Below are 23,815 nucleotides of genomic sequence, written 5' to 3'. Positions count from 1 at the left end.
CCCGCATCATCCCTTATTTTGTGAGGCAAGGTAACTGAGCATGTATTCGCAATGGCAACCCACGACTGGTCATCTGAATCAACCGATTCAGCTCTGGCAACTTGAAGACGCCCACCACGCGGTTCGCTTGGCGGAAAAGCGTTTGGCGGATGCGGAACATGCGTATGCCAGAGAAACCGAACAGCTTCTGACAACCATCGCGGCCTACGAACATTCTGCCTCTGTTCGCGAAACCACCATTACCAGCCTTCGTTCTCAAGTCAAATTGCTTACGACCGAATTGGCCGCCGCGCGAGGTGAATACGAAGCCACGATCACGGGGACCGAACAACGACTGGCCAAGGTATCGCTGGAATACGATGCCGAAGCGAAACGAATGCGCGAAGTCGTATCGGAGTATCAGCAGACCGCCGACGTTCGCGAAGCCGCTCGCAACGAACTAGCCGCGTCCCTGGCCAAGAGTGAAGCCGCAATTGCCGTCTTGCAGGAGCAGAACGCTGAACTAGCACAACGCATCGAACAAAAGGCACTGGCGTTGGCCGAAGTTGACGTCACAGCCAAAGATCGTCTGGCAGAAAGCGAAAAGCTGGTTTCGGTTAAACAGACCGACATTCAGCGACTGCGCGAACAGCTCGACGAAACCGAAACACAACATCGCAGCGACGTCGAAACACTTCGTCAGCAAGTCGCCGAGCTTGAACTGGCTGCGGCCAACGAAGCTCAGACGATCTACGACTTGGACCGACTGTGCGACCAACGAGCTGCCGAGATCATCGAAGCCAATGCGTTTGCCGAAGCCGCGGAGAGAGAGCTCATCGATTCAAAGAAGGAGCACTCGGCCGAGATCGAACTCTTTCAAGAGGAAATCGACTCCAAGGAACAGCTGATTCTGACGCAGACGTCCGAAAACGAGCGTTTGCAATTGGAGTTAGAAGCCAAGCAGGCTGAGCTGGACGAAGTGTCACAGATGAGCGATTCGATCGATTCGCAACTCAACGAAGCGGTCGAAGCTCACACTTTGCAGGTCGCAAAGCTGGAAGCGGCGATGGCTGAATCGTCCGAAAAGGTGAGTTCGCGAAAAACAGAGCTTCGGTCGCTCGCGATGCGCACCTATCGACGCGAAACGCAGTTCAAACAGATCGTGGCGGATTTGGGAAGCGAAGCAAATCGAAGGCTCTGCGAAGTCGAAAACGAACATCGCGACGCGATTGCTCGGTCCGAAACCGAAGCAGAACGAATGCGTGATGTCATTGCTTCGTTAGAAGAAACCGGAAACGATCGTGAGCTAATGATTCACGAACTAAAACAGCAGGTCGAACATCTGCAGACGGTGCACCACGAAGCAATCCATCAGCATCGCAACGAAATCGCGCTGCGTGAACAGCATTCGTCGGCGTCGGTCAATCAAGTCCGCGCGGAACTGTCGGCGCAGGTGCAGCAATTGCAGGCAGATCTCCAGGCCACAACGCATCAGCTACAGTCGACGCAGGTCGAACTGTCGCAAGCACATGAAACCATTCAAGCCACCGGGCAGGTGCAGTCGGAGCACGGTATCCAGGCGACAGAGTTGCAGGCACAGCTGGCGTTGCTCCAAGGTCAGCATCAGCAGGCGCAGCAAGAGGCTCTGGCGACCATTTCGCAGCAGGCGTTGCAGATTGAATCGGTTCAGGAGCAAGCTGCGGCAGACCGTCAGCAGATGACACAAGTTCTACAAGAGAACGATCTGCTAAGAAGTGATCTCAGTGCCACCCAGGCGTCCGAAGCGACGTCTCAGCAGCGCGAACAGCAACTCAAGGCGCGGCTTCGCAAAGTGATTCGCGTTCATCGCAAGATAAAGTCGCATCCTGAGACGCTCCAGCGTTTTCGCCAGCACGTGATCGAACTGAATAAGCAAATTCACGAACAGTCGCAGTTGCGGCAGCAAGTCGAATTTTCCAACAGCCAGCTGAGCCGAACCGTGTCTTGGTTGGAGCACTCATCAGAGAAACTACAAGACAGCCTGCAGCGCGAAGCCGCCGCACGTCGCAAAGCGGAATCGGTCCTAAAGCAACTCACCGATGATCAACCGGTCACTGACAGGCCTTCTGCCGCTCAGTCGGCGGCCAAGCAGATCGAATCCGAAGAGAAGATCCACCGACTTACTCGCGAATTGGAAGCGGCGAAAAAGATCCGTGCGATCGAGCGAAAACAGGCCGAAGCCGAGCTCAAGCGGTTGGCTAGCCAATTGGGTCACGACCAAAACGTCCGCCGCGCGGCGTAGCACTTTGCCACGACAATCAGCGATGGTGCGCAATGAGCTAGACTGACGGGATCAACTTTCGATCCCCGCTGAGAGCTCCGTCGCAATGATGTACCTACGCAATCTGTTTCTGTTTGCAATCGTCTGGGGCTGTGGGCTCTGTAGCTCCTATGCTGCCGATTCCAGACCGAATGTTCTTTTTCTGATCTGCGACGATCTGAATTGCGATCTCTCCAGTTACGGGCATGCTCAAGTCCAGACTCCCAATCTGGACGCGCTGGCGGCTCGCGGAGTTCGCTTTCCCAATGCTCATTGCCAATACCCACTTTGCGGACCCAGTCGAGCATCGTTCATGACGGGGCTGTACTGCGATCAAACGCTTGTGCGGCGCAACGGAATCTACATTCGTGAACACTTGCCCAACGTCAATACGCTTTCGCAGATGTATCGAGACGCCGGTTATTTTGCGACGCGAATTGGCAAGATGTATCACTACAATGTGCCCAAGCACATCGGCACCAGCGGCCATGACGATCCGTATTCCTGGAACTACACGATCAACCCGCGAGGACGTGACAAGAAGGACGAAGGGCAGATTTTTTCGGTCACTCCAGGTAACTTTGGTGGGTCAATCAGCTGGCTGGCGGCCGACGGAACCGACGAAGAACAAACCGATGGGATTGCGGCAACCGAAGCGACCAAAATGCTGCAGCGTCATGCTGACGAAGGCAGCAACTTCTTTTTGGCCGTTGGTCTCTATCGACCTCATACGCCGTATGTCGCGCCCAAAAAGTACTTTGACATGTACCCCATCGATTCGATTCAAGTTCCAACGGTTCCTGACGGCTACTTGGATACCTTGCCGTCGCCTGCGAAAGCGTCAATCACACGTAAGAAGGCGCAGGTCAATCTAAAAACAGATCTCGCCAAACAGTGCATTCAGGCTTACTACGCATCCATCACATTTGCGGACGCGCAGTTGGGACGCATCCTGAATGCCCTGGAACAGACGGGCCAAGCTGACAACACAATCGTGTTGTTTACATCCGATCACGGCTATCACATGGGCGAGCATGGTCACTATCAAAAGTCGACGCTATTCAACAACGCGACGAACGTGCCGTTGATCATGGCCGGCCCGGGAATCGCAAACGGCAAGGTGGCTCGCACGATGGCGGAGATGGTCGATTTCTATCCGACGCTGGCGGATTTGACCGGATTGGAGAAGCCAGCTTTTCTATCGGGAAAAAGTATGGTGCCTGCCCTGAAAGATCCAAACGCGATCGTACGCGATTCTGCGTTTACTCAGTACGACAGCGGCTACAGCATTCGGACAGCCGATTTCCGTTACACCGAATGGGGCGAAAACGCGGCGGCAGGTCGCGAGCTATACGACCAGCGCAAAGATCCCTCGGAAATGAACAACTTGGCCGACGATCCTGCACAAACGCAAACGATCCAGCGACTCTCGCAGCAGTTGCGCCAGCGAATCAAATCGGCCAACCGACCGCCCCAAGGCCTGAAGCAAAATCGCATCGATATCAAACGCAAAGTGCCTCAGCGGAATTCGTAGATCCCGCTGACGTTCGAGCGAAAATGATTCGCACCTAGTACGGCAATTCGCGAATGTAGATGTTCTTGAAATACAATTCGCTGCCGTGGTGTTGCAGTTCGATTTGGTCGGCTCGTGGAATGGGGGTTAAGCCGGTTTTGTCCCAGTAATTCTCGAGTTTGACGCGGTTGACGATCTGCTTTTTGTTCAGCCAGATCGAAACCTTGTCACCTACCATGCGGATGAAAAACGTATTCCATTGGCCGATCGGTTTGTCGGCCAATGTAGTCGGTGAATTGCGCCAACATTTGTTGTTCCAAAGTCCGCCACTGCCCAAGTTTTGTCCGTTCTTGTAGTCGGCGACAAACTCTTTCGCGTTGGTCGGTGGGGCTTTGTATTTGTGTTTTTGAACGCTCCAAGGGTCCCAGATTTGGATTTGCGGCGTGCCACGCAGGTAGATGCCCGAATCGGCGCCGGATGGGATTTTCCAATCGATGTACATTTCAAAGTCGCCGTAGTCTTTGGCCGTCGACAAACTCTGCCCCTTTCCGTCATATGTCAAAATACCGTCGATCACGCTCCAGTGTTCGGCCATGTTTTTGTCAGCGGTTTGCTGAGCCTGTACAAGAGCCTCATCAGACAGTTTGCGTCGCTCGTTGGCATTTTTGTGTGCCAAGCCTTTCCAGCCTGTCAGGTCCGTGCCATTAAACAGATTCGCGAATCCTTCAGGCGGAGAATTGTCTTTGTCAGATTTTGGCAATGGTGCCGATGCCGAGCAGTCAGCGATCCGCAGATTGCGAAACTCCACACGATCACTGTGGCCAGCCAACATGATGTGTCCCGCAGCGTTCTTCATGCCAGGGTGCTGGCCGCCGTCGACGGGAGTCGTTTCGTCCAAGAACGCATCAACGATGACGGCATCGTTGACGATCACCATGATGTGGTCTTCGATCGCGACGATTGTTTCTTTGTTCCACTCGCCAACGGGGTTTAGGTAGCCAGTTTTTGCGGGAGTGATTCCGTAGATAGAACCGTGATACTGCCACGGTTTCAACCAGCTCAGTTTGCGTTTTTTACCGCCATCCATTTCGGCGACGCCGTTGTAGCGGCTTCCGTTGTGATCCAAGATTTGAATCTCCATGCCGTCTTGAGCGGGATGGCCTCCTTCAGGAACTCGAATGCCGACGCCGTTGTTGCCACTCTCTTCTAATTTGAATTCGAACTCAAACACAAAGTCGCTGTACTGCTTGGCGGTTCGTAGATTTTTGCCGCCCTTCTTGCACACCAATTTGTTGTCTTCGACAACGTAGCCGTCGGTGTCGCCAGACCAACCGGTCAAGTCTGTGCCGTTGAATAAGTCTTGCCAATTAGAAACGGACGAGAGCCGCTGGGCAAAATCACGACCAGCAATTTTGTTGGCATCGGTTTTCGCTTTTTGGGCTTGCGCTGGCAGCACATTGAGTGCGCAGAAGAGCAGTAGAAAGACAGATTTGTTCATTGGTGGGCTGCTTGGAGGGAGGGGGCGTGGGGGAGCGATGAAGGGCAGTCTAATTACGGCAGAAAAGAAACTTCGCGATCGTTGGCAACGGATTCGCCGGGTGTACTACGTCCTTGGGTGACTTGATCGTCCAGCAGTTTCAGAAGTTGTCTTACCTTGTCAGGGTTCGCGCTCGCGACGTTGTTCTGTTCCGCTTTGTCGTTGGCCAAGTCGTACAGTTGCATCGAAGGCATGCCGCGTTTCTTTGCCACGGATTCTTTCGGCGAACTCCATCCGCCACTTCCCGCGCAAACGCAAAGTTTCCAGGAACCTTGGCGGATTGCGAATGACCCGCCAATGCTGTGGCTGACCAGCGATTCGCGACCAGACGAATTCTGGCCCTTGAAAACCCCGGCCAAGCTGTAGCCATCTTCGCCGCCGGTTGCCGCTAGTGGTTGTTCGGTCAAATCCTGCAGAGTCGCATACACATCGGTCAGGCATGCCATGGCATCGGTCGTGCGTCCGCCTTTGATTGTGCTAGGCCAGCGAGCGATTAACGGCACGCGATGGCCGCCTTCAAAAATGTCTGCTTTGTGTCCACGGTAGCCAGCACTGGGGTCGTGGCCGTGTTGCTTCAGTATTTGAAAATTGCCTTCGGGTGAGCAGCCATTGTCACTGGTGAAAAGGACCAGAGTGTTGTCGTCGATGCCGGCCTGTTTCAGGGCAGCAAGCAGCTCTCCCATGTGATGATCCACTTGCATGACAAAGTCCGCATAGGCATTGATGCCACTGGCGTCTTTGAATGGCGGTACGGGAACGATCGGAGTGTGCGGCGCGGGTAACGCTAGGTACAGAAAGAACGGCTTTCCTTGGGCGTCGGAACCGGTTCGCGATTGGACATGGGCGATTGATTTGCCGAATAAGTGTGGTAGCACTTCGTCAATCTTGAAATCGCTGCCAATGGGCCCTTTGCGATACCAGCCGTAGGGATCCTGTTTTTTGGTGACGCCTTCGGTGCGGTCAGGTTGCGCGGTCACGTTGCCGGTGTCGACCCACACGTAGGGCGGCATGTCCAAGGATCCACAGTGGGCGTAGTAGCTGTCGAATCCGTTGATGTTCGGGCCGTTCTTGACTGGCTTGGTGAAATCGATTTTGCCTTGGTTGTCTTTGTGCCAATCCCAGCCCAAGTGCCATTTGCCGATCATCGCAGTGTGATAGCCAGCCGTTTTCATCAAGTGACCAACAGTCGGCCGTTCGCTGGGGATCAAGTGCTTGCTCGTTCCGCTCAGCACACCTTTGGCCAGTCGTGATCGCCAGTTGTATCGGCCGGTAAGTAGTCCGTAGCGAGTTGGCGTACAGACACTGCTGGGCGTATGCGCGTCAGTGAACGTCAAGCCTTGGTCGGCCATTTGTTGCAAGTGGGGAGTCTTGATCTTGCACGCTGGATTGGTCGGGCTGATGTCTCCAATGCCAAGGTCGTCGGCCAAGACCACGATCACGTTCGGCCTTTCGTCGGCTGCGGTTGCTGATGTAGCGAAGACGGCAGACAGGAACAAGCAAAAGTATTTCATTGAGATTTCTGCAATAAGTCGTTTGTGAAAGCCTACCGGTCTCTTGCCGTCACGGGCCAAATTTCATCGGTGACGTTTCCCCACCGAACGATGTGTGCGGCAGCATGATCGGCGACGGTCGGACAGATGTGTTGTGGAAAAGCCAGAAAAGCGTCGCCAACGCTCGCCGTGTGCTTGGTTTGAATGACAAGGTGTTCTTCGCTATGGCTGACAAGCGTGGCATCAGCGATTTCGGGAAACACGACGCGGCGCTCAAGAGGCATCTCCGAACTGACTGCCTTGTAGCCGACGTCAAAACAAAGCAGGTCGTTCCCTGGTTTGCTGATGACTCGTGTCAGGATTGCGGCTGCGATGTCAAAATCCAAGTCTGGATACGCACTGCCATAACCGACATCCCAAAAAACAGGCGTGCCAGGACTGCAAGTCCACTGCGTCTCGGTCGCCCAAGTCGAAAACGTCGGCGATCCACCGCCAACCACATCGCAGTTGGGATAGAGTTTTGTGAATTCGCGGACTTGGTCGATGATTTGGCACGCTGCCCTTCGCCGCAGTTCCAATGACGGCTGATGCAAATGGCCGTCATAAACGTGCAGCCCTGCAAACTGAATGGCATCCAAGAAGTCGATTTTCTGAATCAGTTCTTCACACTGCGATCCCAGTGGGATTCCGGAGCGGGTCATACCGCAGTCGACGTCAATGTAAACGGACAGTTCCGAGTCACACTGCGAGAATTCATCGGACAACTGACGGGCGGTCGAAAGATTGTCAACGATGGTCGCGAACCGAACGGTGCTGTATTGCTGAACCAGTTTCCTTAGTCGAGCGATCTTGGGGCCTACCAGTTGATGAGCGATTAGCACTTCGTTGCCGCCCGCGCTGGCGACCATTTCGGCTTCCGCTAGTGTCGCTGTTTTGTACTTCGTGATGCCCAAATCGACCTGCATCGCGACAACGTCCGCCATCTTGTGTGTCTTGACGTGCGGGCGTAATCGGCTGGTGCCACCGTCGACAATCGCAATCATCTTGTTGATGTTGCTTTGTACTCGTTCGGCATCCACAATCAGCGCGGGAGAATCGATCTTGTCGGGATTTGAGATTTGAAAAAAATCTATCGACATTAGCTCCAAGCTTTCACAATAAAGTCAATGAAATTCTTGCTCGCGATCGATTCCAGATCGTCGTCGCTGTAGCCTCGCTTACTTAAGATCCCGAACAGTTTTTGAATGTCGGCGATCGTATCCAAATCGCCCGGCGTCTGTTCGGTGCCGAACCCGCCATCTAAATCAGTGCCGATCCCGATGTGCTTCACCGTGCCAATCAACTGGCAAATGTGGTCGACATGATCCGCCAATCCTTCCAAGGTAGCACCCGGGTGCGGATGAGTTGATTCCAGTCGAACCCAATTCGGAGCCACCATCCAAACATCCAACGCGACACCCATCACGCCGCCACGATCGGCCAACGCTTTGATTTGCTGATCAGTAAGCTGGCGAGGGTCGTCGACGATGGTGCGGCAATTGTGATGGCTAGCCCAAATGGGACCTTTGTACAAGTCCATTACTTGCCAAAACGTCTGTTCGCAAAGGTGCGTCGCATCGAGTATCAGGTCCAGTCGATCCATCTCCGCAATTAGCTCGCGTCCTGTGGCTGACAATGGTCCGTCACAGTCGTGCCCAAGAGCATAACGGCCAATGCCGTAGTGAGCCGGCCCAAGTGCCCGCAGACCTTGTGCATGCGATGCCTCTAGATCTGAAAGCGTGCGAATCGAATCGGCGCCTTCGAGCGAAAGGATGAAGCCGATCGGACAATTTTGGGCATCACGTTCCCAATTGCTTAGATGTTCCTTGAGCCCGTCCACATCCGTGATTTGACGGAGCTGACCGTCTTGCTCCATCGCGTGATACCAAGCCAATTGGCCCTGCGTCATGGCCCAAGCTTGCGCTGGCGAATTCCATGCGCCGACCGGGGCGGCCGGCTTCATGCAGCCGGCCAACTGAGTCGCCACGCAAAGGCCTATGCCGGCCTTTCGCATCTCGGGAAAACAAACCGTCCCCGCACCGCGACCAGCAAGGTCATTCATGCCTGCTTCAGAACCGCGAATGTGGGCAATGTCTTGCCTCAAATCACGGTTGTATTCCAGGGCATTCAGGCTGAGGTCCAAGTGTGCGTCGAAAACAAACATTCGACTAATTGTCCCCGAACGTTATGAAACGGCTGTCAATATCCGCTTCGGTCACGTCGCCTTCGTGGAATACAAATCGGTAGCGGAACGTCACGCTTTCACCATCCTTGATCGTCAGGTCGCCAGTGCCGGCAGGCTTTCCTTCGAAGTCGTGGATGCCGAACGGGTTCGCTGCAACCAGTCCGTACTGTCTTGCATGCCACCATGTCGGATGACGCGGGTTGCTAGGGTGATCCATGATCGCGATGCCAACATTGCTTCCTTGGATCGGTGCCCAGTAGTCGACCCACTTCGCGCGTTTGCCCCACATCGCTTTGCCTTCGTCGCCTTCGCTGTTGATGGATTGGCCTTTGGCAGTGTGAGTGCCTCGTTTTTTATCGGCGTCCAATCGCAACAACGGGTTGGTGCGGATTCCCATGGATCCTTCTTTGGTGTCACCGAAAACGGCGTCGCCATGGGTTGCGCGTAGAGTGATCGCAAAGTCGATGTAGCGTGACGTCTCGTCTGCGCCGAATTTGATCTCGCGCGAATCACTGCATACCGGTTCGCCTGCGTTTGATCTCCATTCGTTCTCGGTTTTTAGCGTGTTGCCGTCAATCTCACTCTTGGTCTGCACGATCTTTCCATACACGGCGTTGTTTTCTTTGTCGTACTCAATCCAAAACTTGACGCCGTTTACATCGTCGTGGGTGTACCAAAGCGATTTGTGATGCGGGTGGTCACTGGCTTCGTTGTCGATGTCTTTTATCATCGGATAACTGCGCGTCATTGCGATGTTACGAGGCCCGATGACGGGATAGAAAATCGGTTTGGCGTGTCCTGAGTAAATGTATTCAGTGAACGGTTTGTCACCGACAGTCACCACGACTTTGCCATCAGCGGGCGTCAGTTTGACGGTGGGCGTCTGGACGGCTGTTGTTTGGGCAGTCGATGGCTGGGGCAGGCAGGCGACGATCGCAAGGCAGGCAAGCAATTCGATGGCGCGGGGCAATTGGCGGCTCATTCGTTGGCGGTTCATTCTTTGGAGGGTCTCGGATCAGAGCAAAAGAAAGGTGGGCTGTCATTGTAGCTAAATTGGATCCGGCTGATGCCCCGTTCACAGAGCACCAATCCAGAGCACGAATCCAGAGTGCGAATGCAAGGCACGAATATTGGAATCAAGCACCGTGCAAGTGAAAGGGACTTGGATCATACTGTCTGGCTTGAACTGAAACCTTACCACCATCGACTTGATCGCATGCGTTTTCTTTTGCTCGCTCTGAACGTTCTGTTTTGCCTATCACTCTGCTCGGGCCAGGTTTTTGAGACACTTGAAAAGGCCAGTGACAATCCGGATTTTGAACTGCAAGGCGAGTACGTGGATTCGACGCGGGGTTTGCAGGTGGTCGCGTTGGGCGACGGCGAATTTCAAGTCGTCACCTACACCGATGGGCTTCCTGGGGCAGGCTGGAATGGTAAAGACAAGAAAGTAATCGAAGTCGATGCCGATGCAGTCGAAGCGTTGTTATCGAACTTTGATCGCGTCGAGCGAAAGAGCCCTACTCTGGGTGCCCAACCACCCAGCGGCGCTGTCGTGCTTTTTGATGGCACACGGGACAGCTTGGAAAAGCACTGGAAAAAAGGTGCCAAGATCACGGGCGATGGCCTGTTGCAAGAAGGTGCAACAAGCCGTGACACATTCGGTGACTATTCACTGCACCTGGAATTTCGAACACCATTTATGCCAGCGGCCAGAGGTCAGGCTCGCGGCAACAGTGGCGTCTACCACCAAGGCCGTTTTGAAACCCAGATTCTCGATTCGTTCGGATTGGACGGCAAGATGGACGAAACCGGTGGTATCTATACGATTCGTGCTCCCGATTTAAACATGTGCTTGCCTCCACTGGTTTGGCAAACGTACGACGTCGATTTCACCGCGGCTCGATACGGTGCCGATGGAAAGAAAATCGCCAACGCAGCCATCACCGTCAAGCTCAACGGCGTGGTGGTTCAGCGAGATGTCGCGTTGCCTCACATCACTCGCGCAGCACCGAACAAGGAAGGTCCAGACGCAGGGCCGATCTTTTTGCAAAACCACGGAAACCCGGTGCGCTATCGCAATATCTGGGTACGGGAGAGAGATCTGGTGGCCGAAGCGCGCCGACCGATCGTGCCAGGATTTGAGCGATTCCATGCCGGTGGGGTCGACATGATCGAGGGTGGCCGACTGTTGATTGGCGAACTGAACTGTGTCGCTTGCCATGCCGGCGACGACGCGTTAGTCGATTTTGTACAGCCCAAGCAGGCTCCTAACTTAGATGACGTTGGAGCTCGCGTGCGTCCTGAATGGATGTTGGAGTTTATTTCGCAGCCGCACGACACCAAACCGGGAACGACCATGCCCGATGTGTTGGCTTCGATGAGCAAAGAGCAGCGAGCTGAAACCGCCGAAGCGCTGACGCACTTTTTGGTGGGGGAAGACCTCGTTGTCGTCGACGAAAAATTGGGAGACGCTTCCAAAGGCGAAGATCTCTTTCATCAGTCCGGTTGCGTTGCTTGCCATTTGCCTCGCAATGACCGAAAGGCGAACCGAGCGACGTCGGTTCCTTTGACCGGCATCGAGAAAAAGTACACGCGCACTAGTCTTGAAGCGTTTTTGAAAGACCCGCTCGCCGTTCGTCCATCGGGTCGGATGCCGCAGCTGGATTTGGGCAAAAACAATTGGCTGCACGTGGCTCAGTATTTGACCGATGATTCATCGACTTCGGCCGGGACACGCGATCGTGAAATGCCCAAACAGCCGAACTTGCGATTCAAGGCTTATTTGAAAACGGTTTCGCAATTGCCTGACCTGAGCCAGTTGAAACCGAGCCAAGAGGGAGAGTCAAAGGGACTCAACTTGGCTTCGGCTGGCCGCAATACCAAGTTCATTCTCAGCTTTCGAGGGTTTCTGCCCATCCAAAAAACAGGCGTCTATCGGTTTAGACTGGGAGCCGATGACGGAGCCCGTTTGTACATCGACGATAAACAAGTCATCGACAACGACGGCATTCATCCGCATGAAGAGAAGGACGGCAAGGTGCAACTGGCGGCGGGCGTTCACGAAATTCGCGTTGATTACTTTGACGGCGGTGGCCAGAAATCGCTCACTCTGGATTGGTCTGGTCCGGGGGCTCAGATGCGTCCGATCGACAGGTTCATTGTGTTGAATGCCGATTCGCCGCTGCCCGAAGATCTGCCAGCCATTAGCAACGAGCAAAGTGATGGTTTTGTCTTTGATGGGCAGAAAGCCGCGCGAGGACAACAGCTTTTTTCTGAACTGGGCTGCGCAGCGTGCCACTCCAAAACGATTGACGGGCGGCGAATTAAGTCGGCCATTTCCCCACCCAAGTTGGCCGCATGTGATTCACTGCAAGGTTGTCTTGGCGACGGAACAGCGAATGCACCCCAGTTTGATTTGACCAGTATTCAGGCATCGGCTGTCATTGCGGCGATCAACGCGGAACTGCCCAAAGCGGAATCTGCAACCACGTTGAATCACACGATGAAGTCACTGAACTGCTACGCATGCCATGTTCGCGACGGTATCGGCGGTGCTGAGTCAGATCGAAACGTTTTGTTTGAAAGTACGATTCCCGAGATGGGTGACGAAGGTCGTCTGCCACCGCCGCTCAATGGAGTTGGAGATAAACTCCGTAGCGATTGGATCAATCAGGTCGTCAGCAATGGCGATAAAAGTCGACCGTACATGAAAACGTTCATGCCCAAATTTGGCAAAGCCAACGCAGGCCACTTGGCGGACGTGTTTGCCAAACTGGATCAGAAGACGGAAGCGACGATCGATAAAGTTGACGACCCGGCCAAGAGGCAGGTTGCTTTAGGGCGACAAATGGTGGGCGCGAAAGGCTTGGCTTGCGTCAGTTGCCACACGTATGGTGACTTCAAATCGTCAGGGATTCAGGCGATCGCGTTGGACACGATGACACAGCGAATCCGCGAAGACTGGTTTCATCGGTATTTGCCAGACCCGCAGAAATACCGCCCTGGAACGCGGATGCCAACGGGGTTTCCGGAAGGCAAAAGCACGGTCACGAATATTTACGGAGGCGACCCGTCCAAGCAGCTTTCGGCGATGTGGGCCTTTTTGGAGAAAGGAGCCAAGGGCGGTGTCCCCGAAGGCATCGTGGGCGGAATGGCCGAACTGAAGCCGGTTGATCGACCTATCATTTATCGCAACTTTATCGAGGGCGTTTCGCCGCGCGGCATCGCAGTTGGCTATCCCGAAAAAGTCAATTTGTGTTGGGACGCCGATACGATGTCATTGGCTTTGCTCTGGCAGGATCGGTTTATCGATGCGTCGAAACACTGGAATGGCCGAGGACAAGGCAATCAGGTTCCTCTAGGCGGAGGTACCATGAAGTGGGAGTCATCGTCGCCGTTTGCCGTTTTGGAGAGCCCGCGTACTCCCTGGCCTAGCGAAACACCGAAAGAACGCGGGTTTCGATTCAAGGGCTATCGGTTGGATTCCGTGGGACGCCCGACGTTTCGTTTTACCAGCCCGCTGGCGAGCGTCGAGGACAAGCCTATCCCCAAACCGGGAGATCCCGTCGCTAGCCTGGATCGTCAGATCAAGTATGTGCCGACAGGGACCAAGGTGGAGGGGCGTGTATATTTTCGCGCTGCGATTGGCAAATCGATTACACGGTCCGATGACGGGGCCTTTGCACTAGGTGACGGCACGGTCATGCGAGTGAGCGGCGAACCCATCCTGCGCAATGTCGATGGGACGATGGAGGTCATCGTTCCGATCGACGGTGCAACGACGATCGCGCAAAGCATCGTTTGGTAACGGACCCGATTCGCACAGATCTGATTCGTACGGATCTGATTTGCTCGGGGCCGTCGATGCGACAGACCGCGTACAGGACACGAGTGTTCTCTCAGCAGATTGAAACCATTTCAACACCATTTTACAACGCAATGAATCATCTTTTTCGATCCCTTCTGCTCGCCGCTTCGTTTGCGGTGCCGTCCGTGGCTCAAGATTTACCGATCGAAGCGGACTACTATCCGATCACCACGTTCGAGACGCCCAAGGACGTCGTTTTGGAAGCCAGTGGTTTTCAGATGATGCCCAACGGTAAGCTGGCGGTCTGTTCGCGTCGTGGCGAGATTTGGATGGTCAACGATCCGTTCTCCAAGTCGGTCAGCGCGTCACAGTTTCAGCGTTTTGCCCATGGGTTGCACGAGACGCTGACGTTGGATCAACGAGATGGTTGGCTCTACACCACACAGCGCAGTGACGTCACGCGGATGCGCGATACCGATGACGATGGTGTCGCCGATGACTTTGAAGTCGTCAACGGCGACTGGGGAATCTCAGGCGACTACCACGAGTATGCGTTTGGATCGAAATTCGACAAGAACGGTGATACATGGGTAGTCCTGTGCTTGACCGGATCATTCTCCAGCAAGGTTCCTTTCCGTGGCTGGTGCGTGCGCGTCACGCCGGACGGAAAAATGATTCCGACTTGCAGTGGGGTGCGATCGCCAGGCGGTATTGCTGCGAATGATCAGGGCGACATGTTCTACACGGACAATCAAGGGCCGTGGAACGGAACGTGTTCGTTGAAACACTTGGTGCCTGGCAAATCGATGGGACATCCCGGTGGATTCGAGTGGTACAAATTGGCAGAATCCGCAATGGGCAAGAAGCCGGACGAACCCAACAGCGGGAGCCGCATCATGACCGAAGCCAAACGGCTGCCTTCGTATGAACCGCCCGCGATTTTGTTTCCGTACAACAAAATGGGCAAGTCGGCAGCTGGCGTTGCTTGTGACACCACGGACGGAGAATTCGGGCCTTTTAGGAAACAAATGTTCGTCACTGACCAATCTTACAGCACCGTGATGCGATGCTACTTAGAACAGGTTGATGGCCATTATCAGGGAGCCTGTTTCCCTTTCTTGGAAGGGTTCGACAGTGGATCCTTGGCGTTGGAAATCACTCCCAACGGCAAAATGTTTGTCGGCGGAACCAATCGCGGTTGGGGATCACGCGGACGCCGGCCTTTCGCTGTCGAACGCGTCGACTGGACCGGAAAGATGCCGTTTGAGGTTCACGAAATGCGTGCCAAGCCGGACGGGTTTGAACTGACATTTACGCAGAGCGTCGATCAAGAGAGTGTCACGAATTTGGAGTCGTACAAGCTGTCCACCTACACGTACATCTACCAAGAATCGTACGGCAGCCCGGAGGTCGATCACACGACACCAACGATCACGAAAGCGGTCGCCGGAGCGGACGGCAAGAGCGTGCGTCTGTTTGTCGATGGATTGCAGGTCGGCCATGTCCACGAATTGCATAGCGACGGAGTCCGGTCCAGCGAGGGAGCGCCGTTGCTTCACAAAGAAGCGTACTACACGTTGAATTACATTCCGACGAAGTAACGACCTCGTCATGCCGCGCGGCTTACTTTGCTTTCTGCATTGCTTCGCCAAGCGAAATGTTGCCGCCTTCACCATACAAGGGCGAGTCCGATCCGGCGCTGCCCGGTACAGGAGCGACGTTCTTGAGCGGAAGCCACTGTTTCATGTCGTTCACCACGGCACGGTGCTCTGGCGAAGCTGTCCCATCCGGGGCAACCAGATTGGACCATTCATTGGGATCGTTTTGATGGTCGTAGAGTTCTTGGCTGCCATCGGCGTAGATTGTGTATCGAAATCGGTCGCCGCGAAGGCTATGGTTGTTGGGGCCAAATGTGCACAGTGCGGGGCGTTCCCATTTCGCGGCGGGGTTCTGCAGCAGCGGTCGTAAACTGACGCCTTCCAGTTCATCTCGCTGCGGCAAGTCACATAGATCCAGGAGTGTTGGGTACAAATCCAGCAGCTCAACCGGACGTTTGCACTGCGTACCTTCGCTGACACCGGGGCCGGATACGATTAGCGGTACTCGAGTGGTTTCTTCCCACAGAGTTCGCTTAGCCCAGCGTTGTTTTTCGCCCAGGTGGAATCCATGGTCACTCCAGAGCACCACGACGGTGTTGTCTGCTTCACCACTTGCATCGAGCGCGGCGATGATTCGGCCGACCAGCGAATCGACAAAGCTGTTGGCAGCCAAGTAAGCGCGGACGGCATGTTTGGATTGGTCGTTTTCGACCATCCATTGATGGCGTGGTGCGGTGGGATTGTCAGTGAGTTGTTTGGCGATTTCCGGCAAATCATCGCGGTCACCCGAAGTTGTTTCTGGGAGCTGCACGCTGTCCAACGGATACAGGTCAAACCATTTTTTTGACGCGTAAATCGGCACATGAGGCAAAAAGAATCCGACGGACAAGAAAAATGGTTGATCGCTGGCGGCCAATTTTGGCAGCTCTTTGACGGCCCAGTCCGCGGTATGGTAGTCGCGTTGATCTTCATCGGGTACGTCGACTTGGCCCCAGTCCCAAAGCGGATGCGAACCCTTAAGCGTGTAGTGAATTTTGCTGGCACCACGTCGCCAACCTGTCGTTCGTTCGATGTGGTCAAACGATGCCGGGTCGGCATTGCCATGAAAAATCTTGCCCTTCGTGGACGTGAAGTAGCCGTGTTTGCGAAACGTTTGAAAAATTGTTTCGGCTTTCTTCGTCGGCTCGACGGTGCGAAACCGGGGCCCCAAGAAATACATGCCGGTCGTGGACGGTCGTTGTCCCAGCAGCATACTAACGCGAGACGGGTTGCAAATCGGTGCTTGGCAATGCGCGTTAGAAAACAACACACCACGTTTTGCCAAAGCGTCAATGTGCGGCGTCTTTACTTGAGGATGTCCACCGTAGCATCCCAGCCAATCGTTCAAGTCGTCGATCGAAATGAACAAAACGTTCGGCTTGTCGACTGCGGTGGGTTTGTCTGCCGCATTCGTTGTTCGGATCACGCCGGTAATCGTTGCTGCAACAAATACTGCACGCAGCGCAAATGAGCAGAAGCCACTAAGTTGTTTCGTGGGATGATTCATCGCATTGTGCCATCGGTAGGAGGAAGCAAACGACTGTCTGGCAGCCAATCTCGCATTGCAATTCAAAAGGAAATGCAAGCGATCAGTGAAGCGATTCGCAATGAGCCTGATTCGCAGTGAGACTGATTGCCATTCACTCCAGCGAATCACCGCCCTGGGGTTTGTCGTAAATGCTTTGGCCGACCAGTTCGCCGTGGTAGCGACAAGATTCCATGAAGGATTCCAGCAACACCAAAGCCGCGATCGCATCGACGCGTTTCTTTTTGCCTTTGCGGCTCAGGCCAGCGCCGGCCATTCGCTGTTTGGCCGCGTTGGTTGTGAATCGCTCGTCGAACATGCGCACTGGTGCACCCGTCTGCTCGGCCAACCAACGTGCAAATTCGCGGCACTCGCGACTCTTTTGGCTTTCGCCCCCGTCGCAGTGAATCGGGAGGCCGACAACGAATGCCGCAATGCGTTCTTCTTTGATCAGCGAACGAAAATACTCGCCGTCTTCTTTCCAGTGAGATGCCGGGTGCACTTCCAGCGGGCTCGCCAGAATGCGGTCGGGGTCACAGATCGCGATCCCGATTCTGACGGTGCCAAAATCGATGGCTGCCAGGCGACCTTCGGCAGGAAAATCGGGTTCAACGGGACGGTCGGGTTCGGCAGTCCCGTCAGGCCGTGCGGGGTTATCAGATTCGCTCATGTTGGGAGGATACCACAACGATGTCGCGAAGAAAGTAAGGTTGCGGTAACCTGTGGTCGCCAACCAACCTTCACGAATGAACTGTGTTGAACTTCAACGAAGCTGAACAAATCGAACGCCGCAAACTTTGCGGGCTTTCGCGCGATGAGCTGCAAGCGTTGCAGTTGCGCAAGCTGAACGAATTGCTGAGAGTCGCCGAAAAGCAGGCTTTCTACGCAGATCGTTTAGCGGACGTGTCATTGCCGCTGACGAGCTTGGACCAGATCACAACGCTGCCGATTTTGACAAAAACGGACATGATTCCCGCCCATCGTGGGCTGCCGGGGCGAATTTTTGGTTTGCCACGTGATCGGTACACGCGGATGCATCAAACCAGTGGGACCAGCGGATGGCCCATGCCTGTGTATGACACACCGCAGGATTGGAATTGGTTTTTGCACTGTTGGCAGTTTGTTCTTGATGCTGCCAACGTAACCAGCAACGACGTCGCGATGATGGCGTTCTCGTTCGGTCCCTTCATTGGGTTTTGGACTGCCAATGACGCTCTAGTCCAACGGGGTGCGATGGTCGTTCCTGGTGGTGGGATGTCTAGCGAAGCCCGTTTGCAGATGATCGTCGACAACGAATGCACGATCGTTTGCTGTACACCAACCTACGCGTTGCACCTTGTTTCGGTCGCGCGGGAAAACAAAATCGATTTGGCTGCCACCAAAGTGACACGAATTATCGTGGCTGGCGAACCCGGTGGATCCATGCCGATCGTCAGGAAACGAATTGAAGAAGGTTGGGGCGCGAAAGTCATTGATCACAGCGGCGCCAGTGAGTTGGGGGCTTGGGGATTTGGCAGCGACGATGGACGCGGCATGCACGTGATCGAATCTGAATTTATCGCCGAACTCCTTCATTTTGACGACGATCACCCCAGTGGACAGTCTGTTGCTGAAGGCGAAACGGCGGAGTTGGTGCTGACCAACCTGGGCCGTTTCGGCGGTCCGGCGATTCGCTACCGCACCGGTGACATCGTGCAGGCGGATCGCAGCAATGCCAGCGACTGCAATTTTTTGTGGCTTCGCGGCGGCGTGTTAGGACGTGCCGATGACATGATGGTGATCCGCGGCGTGAATGTGTTCCCTAGTAGTATTGAAGCGATTGTGCGCGAGGTCGATGCGACGGCGGAGTTTCGGATCATTGCGACGCGCGAAGACGAAATGGATCAGTTGGCGGTCGAAGCCGAACTCAGCATCGCTGATTCCAAACGACTGTCCGATCTGCTCCGCGACCGGCTTGCCCTGCGTGTGGCGGTCCAGAATGTAGAAACTGGCACACTGCCACAATTTCAAGCCAAAGCCCGTCGGTTAGTTGATCGTCGAAGCGAATGAACCCTATGAACACACCTGATCCTAAACGTACCGAAACCGATGTGACGCCGACCGACATCAAACGCGAAGGTGATTCGATCATCGTGATTGATTGGAGTGACGGAACGGAAACTCAGTGGACAGCCGCGCGACTCCGGAAAGCCTGTCCGTGTGCGACTTGCCGCGAAAAGAAACGTGGCAATGACGAGGCCAAGGAAGACGCAACCGGACCGATGCTGTTGCCGATCTTGAGCGCTGCCGAAGCCAAGCCGCTGCGAATCGAATCGATGCGGCCGGTCGGATCCTACGCCTACAACATTGCGTTTAGCGATGGTCATAACTCAGGTATCTTTCCGTTTGTGCTGCTGCACGAAAATGAGATTTCGGAATCGGAATGAACCTTCGCCGGCGTCCAAGACTCTCAAGATTTAAACGGTCCTGAACGCAACGACACGAATTTTCTAACATGATCGATCAAACCTACGGCACATCGCTGTCGCTGCTAACCGACCTCTATCAGTTGACGATGGGGTATGGGTACTGGCAAAACGGGATGCACAACCGCAGGTCCGTTTTTCACTTGTTCTTTCGGCAGTGCCCGTTCGGTGGTCAGTATGCGATCGCGGCGGGTTTGCAAACGGCAGTGGAATGGCTGCGGTCGTTTGAAGTATCCCAAGACGATGTGGAGTATTTGGCAACTCTTCAAGGCAATGACGGTCAGTCGCTGTTTAGCAGTGAGTTTTTGGCGACGTTGCAGGGACTGCGATTAAGTGTTGACATCGACGCGGTCCCCGAAGGCACGGTTGTGTTTGCTCATCAGCCGCTGATTCGGGTCACGGGGCCGCTGTGGCAATGCCAGTGGATCGAAACGGCTCTGTTGAATATCGTCAACTTTCAAACGCTGATCGCGACCAAGGCGGCGCGAGTTTGCGACGCCGCGAGAGGCGATTCGGTTTTAGAGTTTGGTTTGCGCCGAGCCCAGGGGATTGATGGAGCATTGTCGGCCTCTCGTGCCGCCTACATTGGCGGATGTGTAGCAACCAGCAATGTTCTGGCAGGCAAGATCTTTGGGATTCCGGTCAAAGGCACGCATGCACACAGTTGGGTCATGTCGTTTGATGGCGAGATCGAAGCGTTTGATGCTTACGCCGACGCGATGCCAAATAACTGTGTGTTTTTGGTTGACACGTATGACACGATCGAAGGCGTGAAGTCCGCGATCGAAATCGGCAAACGGTTGCGAAATACGGGACACGAAATGGTCGGCGTTCGACTTGATTCGGGAGATTTGGCCCAGCTCAGCATCGCGGCACGCAAGCTGTTGGATGAAGCCGGATTTCCCGACGCATCCATTGTCGCCAGCAATGATCTGGACGAGTATGCGATTTTTAAGTTGAAAACCAATGGCGCCAAGATTGCCGTTTGGGGCGTCGGCACGAATCTGGTGACGGCCCGAGATCAGCCGGCGCTAGGGGGCGTCTACAAACTAGCTGCCATTGCTGATGATGAAGGCAATTGGCAACCCAAAGTCAAATTGTCCGAACAGGTGATCAAGACCTCGACACCGGGAATCCAGCAAGTCCGTCGCTACTATGCACGCGACGCTGTGACCGAAAACGAAATGATGGGCGATACGATCTATTGTGAACTGATCGGAGCGCCGAAAACCCCTTGTTCGGAATCGTTAGCACTGCCCGATCGTTTTGTCGAACTGTTGGGCGTCACGCATAGCCGCGATCTGTTGGTCGAAGTGCTTCGCGGTGGCGATCAAGTTGCTGAGTTGCCAAAGCTGTCGCAGATCCGTGACTACGCCAAGCAGCAGCGCGGCGAATTGCCAGCGGATGTGCGTTCGATTACGAACAACGCGGTCTATCCAACGGGCCTTGAAATTCGACTGGCAAAGCAAAAGCGGGCGATGATCAAGGCAGCACGAGGATAGAGCGATTCCATTAAGTTCAGCTCAGCTCGATCACACTTACTCGACCGAAGCGACCCATCGGCTGATTCGTTTTTTCAGAAGTGGGATGGGGATCGCTCCGACCTCCAGCACTTTGTCGTGGAACGTCCGCAGGTCGAATTTCTCGCCAAGCTCCGTTTCTGCGTCGCGGCGAATGCTTGATATTTCCAGTTCGCCGACTTTGTACGCCAGTGCTTGTCCCGGCCAACCAATGTAGCGATCGACTTCGGCGACAATGTTGTGTGGACTTAGTGCGGTGTTTTCGGTCATGTAGTCGATCGCTTGCTGACGTGTCCATCCGAGGTAGTGAATGCCGGTGTCGACAACCAGGCGACTCGCACGCCAGGCTTCCATGCTTAGCCGACCAAAGTCCTGGTAGGGATCGGTGAAGAAGCCCATCTCCAGCCCAAGACGTTCGCTATAGAGAGCCCAGCCTTCGATAAACGCGGTGATACTGCTCTCTCGTGAGATCGGATGCAGATTTGTCAGTTCCGCCTGCAGTGCCAATTGCAGATGGTGTCCAGGCACGGCTTCGTGCAGCGAGAGCGATTCCAGTTGGTACAGTGGTCGCGAGGACAGGTTGTAGGTGTTGAGGTAATACATCCCAGCACGTTTGCCGTCAGTCGAAGGTGGCCAGTAGTACGCCGACGTGGTTTGCGGCGCGACATGAGCTGGAATTTCTCGCAACCCGTAGGGTGTTCGCGGCAGTCGGCCAAACATGTCAGGAAGACGTCCGTCGGCGGTTTTCAATATCAGCGCCGCCGCTTTCATCAGTTCGTCAGCACTCTTGGGATAAAACTTTGGGTCGGTGCGTAGATGTTGCAAAAAGGCGGGCAGTTCGCCGTCGAAACCCACTTTGCTGCGAATGGCATTCATCTCTTTGCGAATGCGTGCGTTTTCGCGAATCCCGGTTTCGTGTAACTGCTCGGGCGTAAAATCCAACGTCGTAAACTTGCGAATTCGGTCCCGATAAAACTCGCGTCCTCCTGGCATGGCGGCCGCGCCGATTGGGCCGCGGCAGGCAGGTAGGTATTCGCTTTCCAAGAACGACTTGAAACGTTGAAACGCAGGGATAACGGTTGTCTGAATCGACGCAATGATTCTTTCTTCGATGGCGGACCAAGTTTCGTCGTCAAGTTTGTTCTTGGCGTCATCGGAAATTCCCGAAAGCAACAGCGATTGCCGCGGATCGTCCACGATATGAGCCTCGGCCTGTTGAACACTCTCACGCATGATGACCGACGGCTGCGTCAAGCCAGCCTGTATTCCGCCGCGAAGCAATTCGATCTGCTGGTCAGTGAAGCGACCAAAATCGTCGAGGCGTGCGATGTAGTTGTCAAAATCCGCCGGTGTCTTTGGATTCATCAACCGCGGTAGTTCCGGAAACTCAATGTGAAAACCATCGCGTTTGCTGATCGGCATCAAATGGTTTTTAAAATCGAAGTCAGCGATCTGTTGTTCCAGTCGTCGCTGCAGCAATACGTGGTCGACTTGAGCCAAGTCGCTGAGAGCGTCGAGTTCAATGGCATTCAATTCCCGCAGGAAATCGCGTCGCTTGGCGGTTCGGTTTTTGAGGGCCGTCAGGCTGACATCGGCCAATCGATCTTGAAAACGCTCGTCGCCGATGTTGGTCGCCAGAAGCGGTGACTGCTGGATTTCGTATTCCCACACACGATCAAGTAGTGATTTGAGTTGGCTTGCCGGGGCATCCGGTTTTTGAGCGAAAGTCAGCGAAGCCTGTAGGCAGATGGCTGTGCAGAGGACTGTTCGGATAAGCGAATAAGGAGTCAAGTTTGGGGTCCCTTGAGTCTGAGTAATCCAAAGTCGTTTGAATCAGATGTCGGCTAGAATACCGCAATGTCGGTCAACGGCGAACGTGCCCGCTCAAACGCGTGTCAAACTGGTATTCAAGTTTCCCATGGAGAAAATTCGATGCATGCGTTGTTGCTGATTGATTTGCAAAACGATTTCTTGCCGGGCGGTGCCCTCGCCGTGAAAGAGGGAGATGCCGTGATTCCCGTCGCGAATCGAATCATGAATTTGTTTGACTTGGTGGTCGCTACGCAAGACTTTCACCCAGCGGACCACGGAAGTTTCGCTAGCCAACATCCAGGTGTAACGGTGGGCGATACGTTTGATCTCCATGGATTGCCGCAAGTCGCTTGGCCCGACCACTGTGTGCAAGGTACCGCTGGAGCCCAACTGAGCGCCGAACTTCGACGTGATGCAATTAGTCACGTGGTTCCGAAAGGTACCGATCCCACGGTCGATAGCTACAGCGGTTTTTTTGACAATGGACACAAAAAGGCGACCGGTTTGCACGCCCTTCTGCAATCCAAGGGGGTCATGGAATTGTCGATCATGGGTCTGGCGACGGACTACTGCGTGAAGTTCACAGTGTTCGACGCGATCGAGCTTGGTTACCTTGTGCGAGTGGTCCTGCAAGGATGTCGTGGTGTCGATTTGCAGCCGGGGGATGTTCAGCAGGCGATCGCGGATATGAAACGCGCGGGAGCCGAACTGTTGCCTGACGCGTTGATTTGAGGCGATCGCCACGACAACGCACCCGTTGAATGTCGACGACGAGATTGGCGACAGCAAGATTAACGACGGCGAGGTCCAATCGGAATGTAACGATTATTCGGGGCACGGTACCCTAGTCGTCGACAAAAAAACGGCTACTTGGTCTGATCAGGCAATCCGCAATCTGGAGCCTGACGGGATTTGATTTAGCATCGGAAGGGTTGGTCTGAATTGGGTACCGGTTATCCGACGGCCCAAGATGCAACCTGCCCAGCAAACACCATTCACCCCCAAGC

General features: G+C 54.5%; 16 protein-coding genes. 8 read left to right on the top strand and 8 right to left on the bottom strand.

From position 1 onward, the window contains the following. Positions 1–40 precede the first annotated feature (40 nt). A complete protein-coding gene (locus K239x_RS24580; RefSeq protein WP_145420969.1) occupies positions 41–2,260 on the top strand; it encodes a coiled-coil domain-containing protein in 2,220 nt (739 codons plus the stop codon). Positions 2,261–2,345: 85 nt separating this feature from the next. Then, complete coding sequence (locus K239x_RS24575; RefSeq protein WP_145420968.1) at positions 2,346–3,812, top strand: sulfatase; 1,467 nt, start codon at positions 2,346–2,348, stop codon at positions 3,810–3,812. Between the two features lie 34 nt (positions 3,813–3,846). Here K239x_RS24575 and K239x_RS24570 read toward each other — a convergent pair whose 3' ends face one another. The 5 genes from K239x_RS24570 to K239x_RS24550 are packed head-to-tail and all read right to left on the bottom strand — an operon-like array spanning position 3,847 to position 10,024. Beyond that, positions 3,847–5,289, bottom strand: coding sequence for a 3-keto-disaccharide hydrolase (locus K239x_RS24570; protein ID WP_145420967.1), 1,443 nt, complete (start codon positions 5,287–5,289; stop codon positions 3,847–3,849). A 53-nt stretch (positions 5,290–5,342) separates the two neighbouring features. Beyond that, entirely contained in the window at positions 5,343–6,839 is a 1,497-nt protein-coding gene (locus K239x_RS24565; protein WP_145420966.1) for a sulfatase family protein, read from the bottom strand. Positions 6,840–6,871: 32 nt separating this feature from the next. Further along, positions 6,872–7,957, bottom strand: a complete 1,086-nt coding sequence (locus K239x_RS24560) for a D-TA family PLP-dependent enzyme (protein ID WP_145420965.1) — start codon at positions 7,955–7,957, stop codon at positions 6,872–6,874. Then, positions 7,957–9,021: a dipeptidase gene (locus K239x_RS24555; protein ID WP_145420964.1), complete on the bottom strand. Its 1,065-nt coding sequence runs from the start codon at positions 9,019–9,021 to the stop codon at positions 7,957–7,959. Before K239x_RS24555 ends, K239x_RS24560 begins: the two co-directional genes overlap by 1 nt. A gap of 4 nt (positions 9,022–9,025) precedes the next feature. Next, on the bottom strand, positions 9,026–10,024 hold the full coding sequence (locus K239x_RS24550) for a DUF6807 domain-containing protein (RefSeq protein WP_419189355.1): 999 nt from the start codon (positions 10,022–10,024) through the stop codon (positions 9,026–9,028). Between the two features lie 84 nt (positions 10,025–10,108). On the opposite strand from K239x_RS24550, the gene K239x_RS24545 reads away from it, so the two are divergent. Continuing rightward, positions 10,109–13,849, top strand: coding sequence for a 3-keto-alpha-glucoside-1,2-lyase-like domain-containing protein (locus tag K239x_RS24545; RefSeq protein ID WP_145420962.1), 3,741 nt, complete (start codon positions 10,109–10,111; stop codon positions 13,847–13,849). Positions 13,850–13,980: 131 nt separating this feature from the next. Beyond that, entirely contained in the window at positions 13,981–15,450 is a 1,470-nt protein-coding gene (locus tag K239x_RS24540; RefSeq protein WP_145420961.1) for a DUF7133 domain-containing protein, read from the top strand. 22 nt (positions 15,451–15,472) lie between these two features. Here K239x_RS24540 and K239x_RS24535 read toward each other — a convergent pair whose 3' ends face one another. Next, on the bottom strand, positions 15,473–16,993 hold the full coding sequence (locus tag K239x_RS24535; protein ID WP_419189354.1) for a sulfatase: 1,521 nt from the start codon (positions 16,991–16,993) through the stop codon (positions 15,473–15,475). A gap of 133 nt (positions 16,994–17,126) precedes the next feature. Continuing rightward, positions 17,127–17,681 (bottom strand): Holliday junction resolvase RuvX, encoded by a 555-nt coding sequence (ruvX, locus tag K239x_RS24530; RefSeq protein WP_145420959.1) that lies wholly within the window; start codon positions 17,679–17,681, stop codon positions 17,127–17,129. 86 nt (positions 17,682–17,767) lie between these two features. On the opposite strand from ruvX, the gene K239x_RS24525 reads away from it, so the two are divergent. The 3 genes from K239x_RS24525 (at position 17,768) to K239x_RS24515 (ending at position 20,978) form a co-directional block, all read left to right on the top strand. After that, positions 17,768–19,060 (top strand): phenylacetate--CoA ligase family protein, encoded by a 1,293-nt coding sequence (locus K239x_RS24525; RefSeq protein ID WP_419189353.1) that lies wholly within the window; start codon positions 17,768–17,770, stop codon positions 19,058–19,060. A gap of 5 nt (positions 19,061–19,065) precedes the next feature. Further along, positions 19,066–19,437, top strand: coding sequence for a DUF971 domain-containing protein (locus K239x_RS24520; protein ID WP_145420958.1), 372 nt, complete (start codon positions 19,066–19,068; stop codon positions 19,435–19,437). Between the two features lie 68 nt (positions 19,438–19,505). Continuing rightward, the gene (locus K239x_RS24515; RefSeq protein WP_145420957.1) at positions 19,506–20,978 is read left to right on the top strand and encodes a nicotinate phosphoribosyltransferase; all 1,473 of its coding nucleotides are present in this window, start codon (positions 19,506–19,508) and stop codon (positions 20,976–20,978) included. 36 nt (positions 20,979–21,014) lie between these two features. Here K239x_RS24515 and K239x_RS24510 read toward each other — a convergent pair whose 3' ends face one another. Then, on the bottom strand, positions 21,015–22,787 hold the full coding sequence (locus K239x_RS24510; protein WP_419189352.1) for a DUF885 domain-containing protein: 1,773 nt from the start codon (positions 22,785–22,787) through the stop codon (positions 21,015–21,017). A 141-nt stretch (positions 22,788–22,928) separates the two neighbouring features. Here K239x_RS24510 and pncA point away from each other — a divergent pair, with 141 nt between their 5' ends. Next, positions 22,929–23,540, top strand: a complete 612-nt coding sequence (gene pncA / locus K239x_RS24505) for a bifunctional nicotinamidase/pyrazinamidase (protein WP_145420955.1) — start codon at positions 22,929–22,931, stop codon at positions 23,538–23,540. Positions 23,541–23,815: the final 275 nt, after the last annotated feature.

The sequence above is a fragment of the Stieleria marina genome (genome assembly GCA_007741555.1).
Lineage (GTDB): Bacteria > Planctomycetota > Planctomycetia > Pirellulales > Pirellulaceae > K23-9.
The sequence above is the reverse complement of the archived record's forward strand: the minus strand, read 5'-3'. Positions and strand labels throughout refer to the sequence as shown.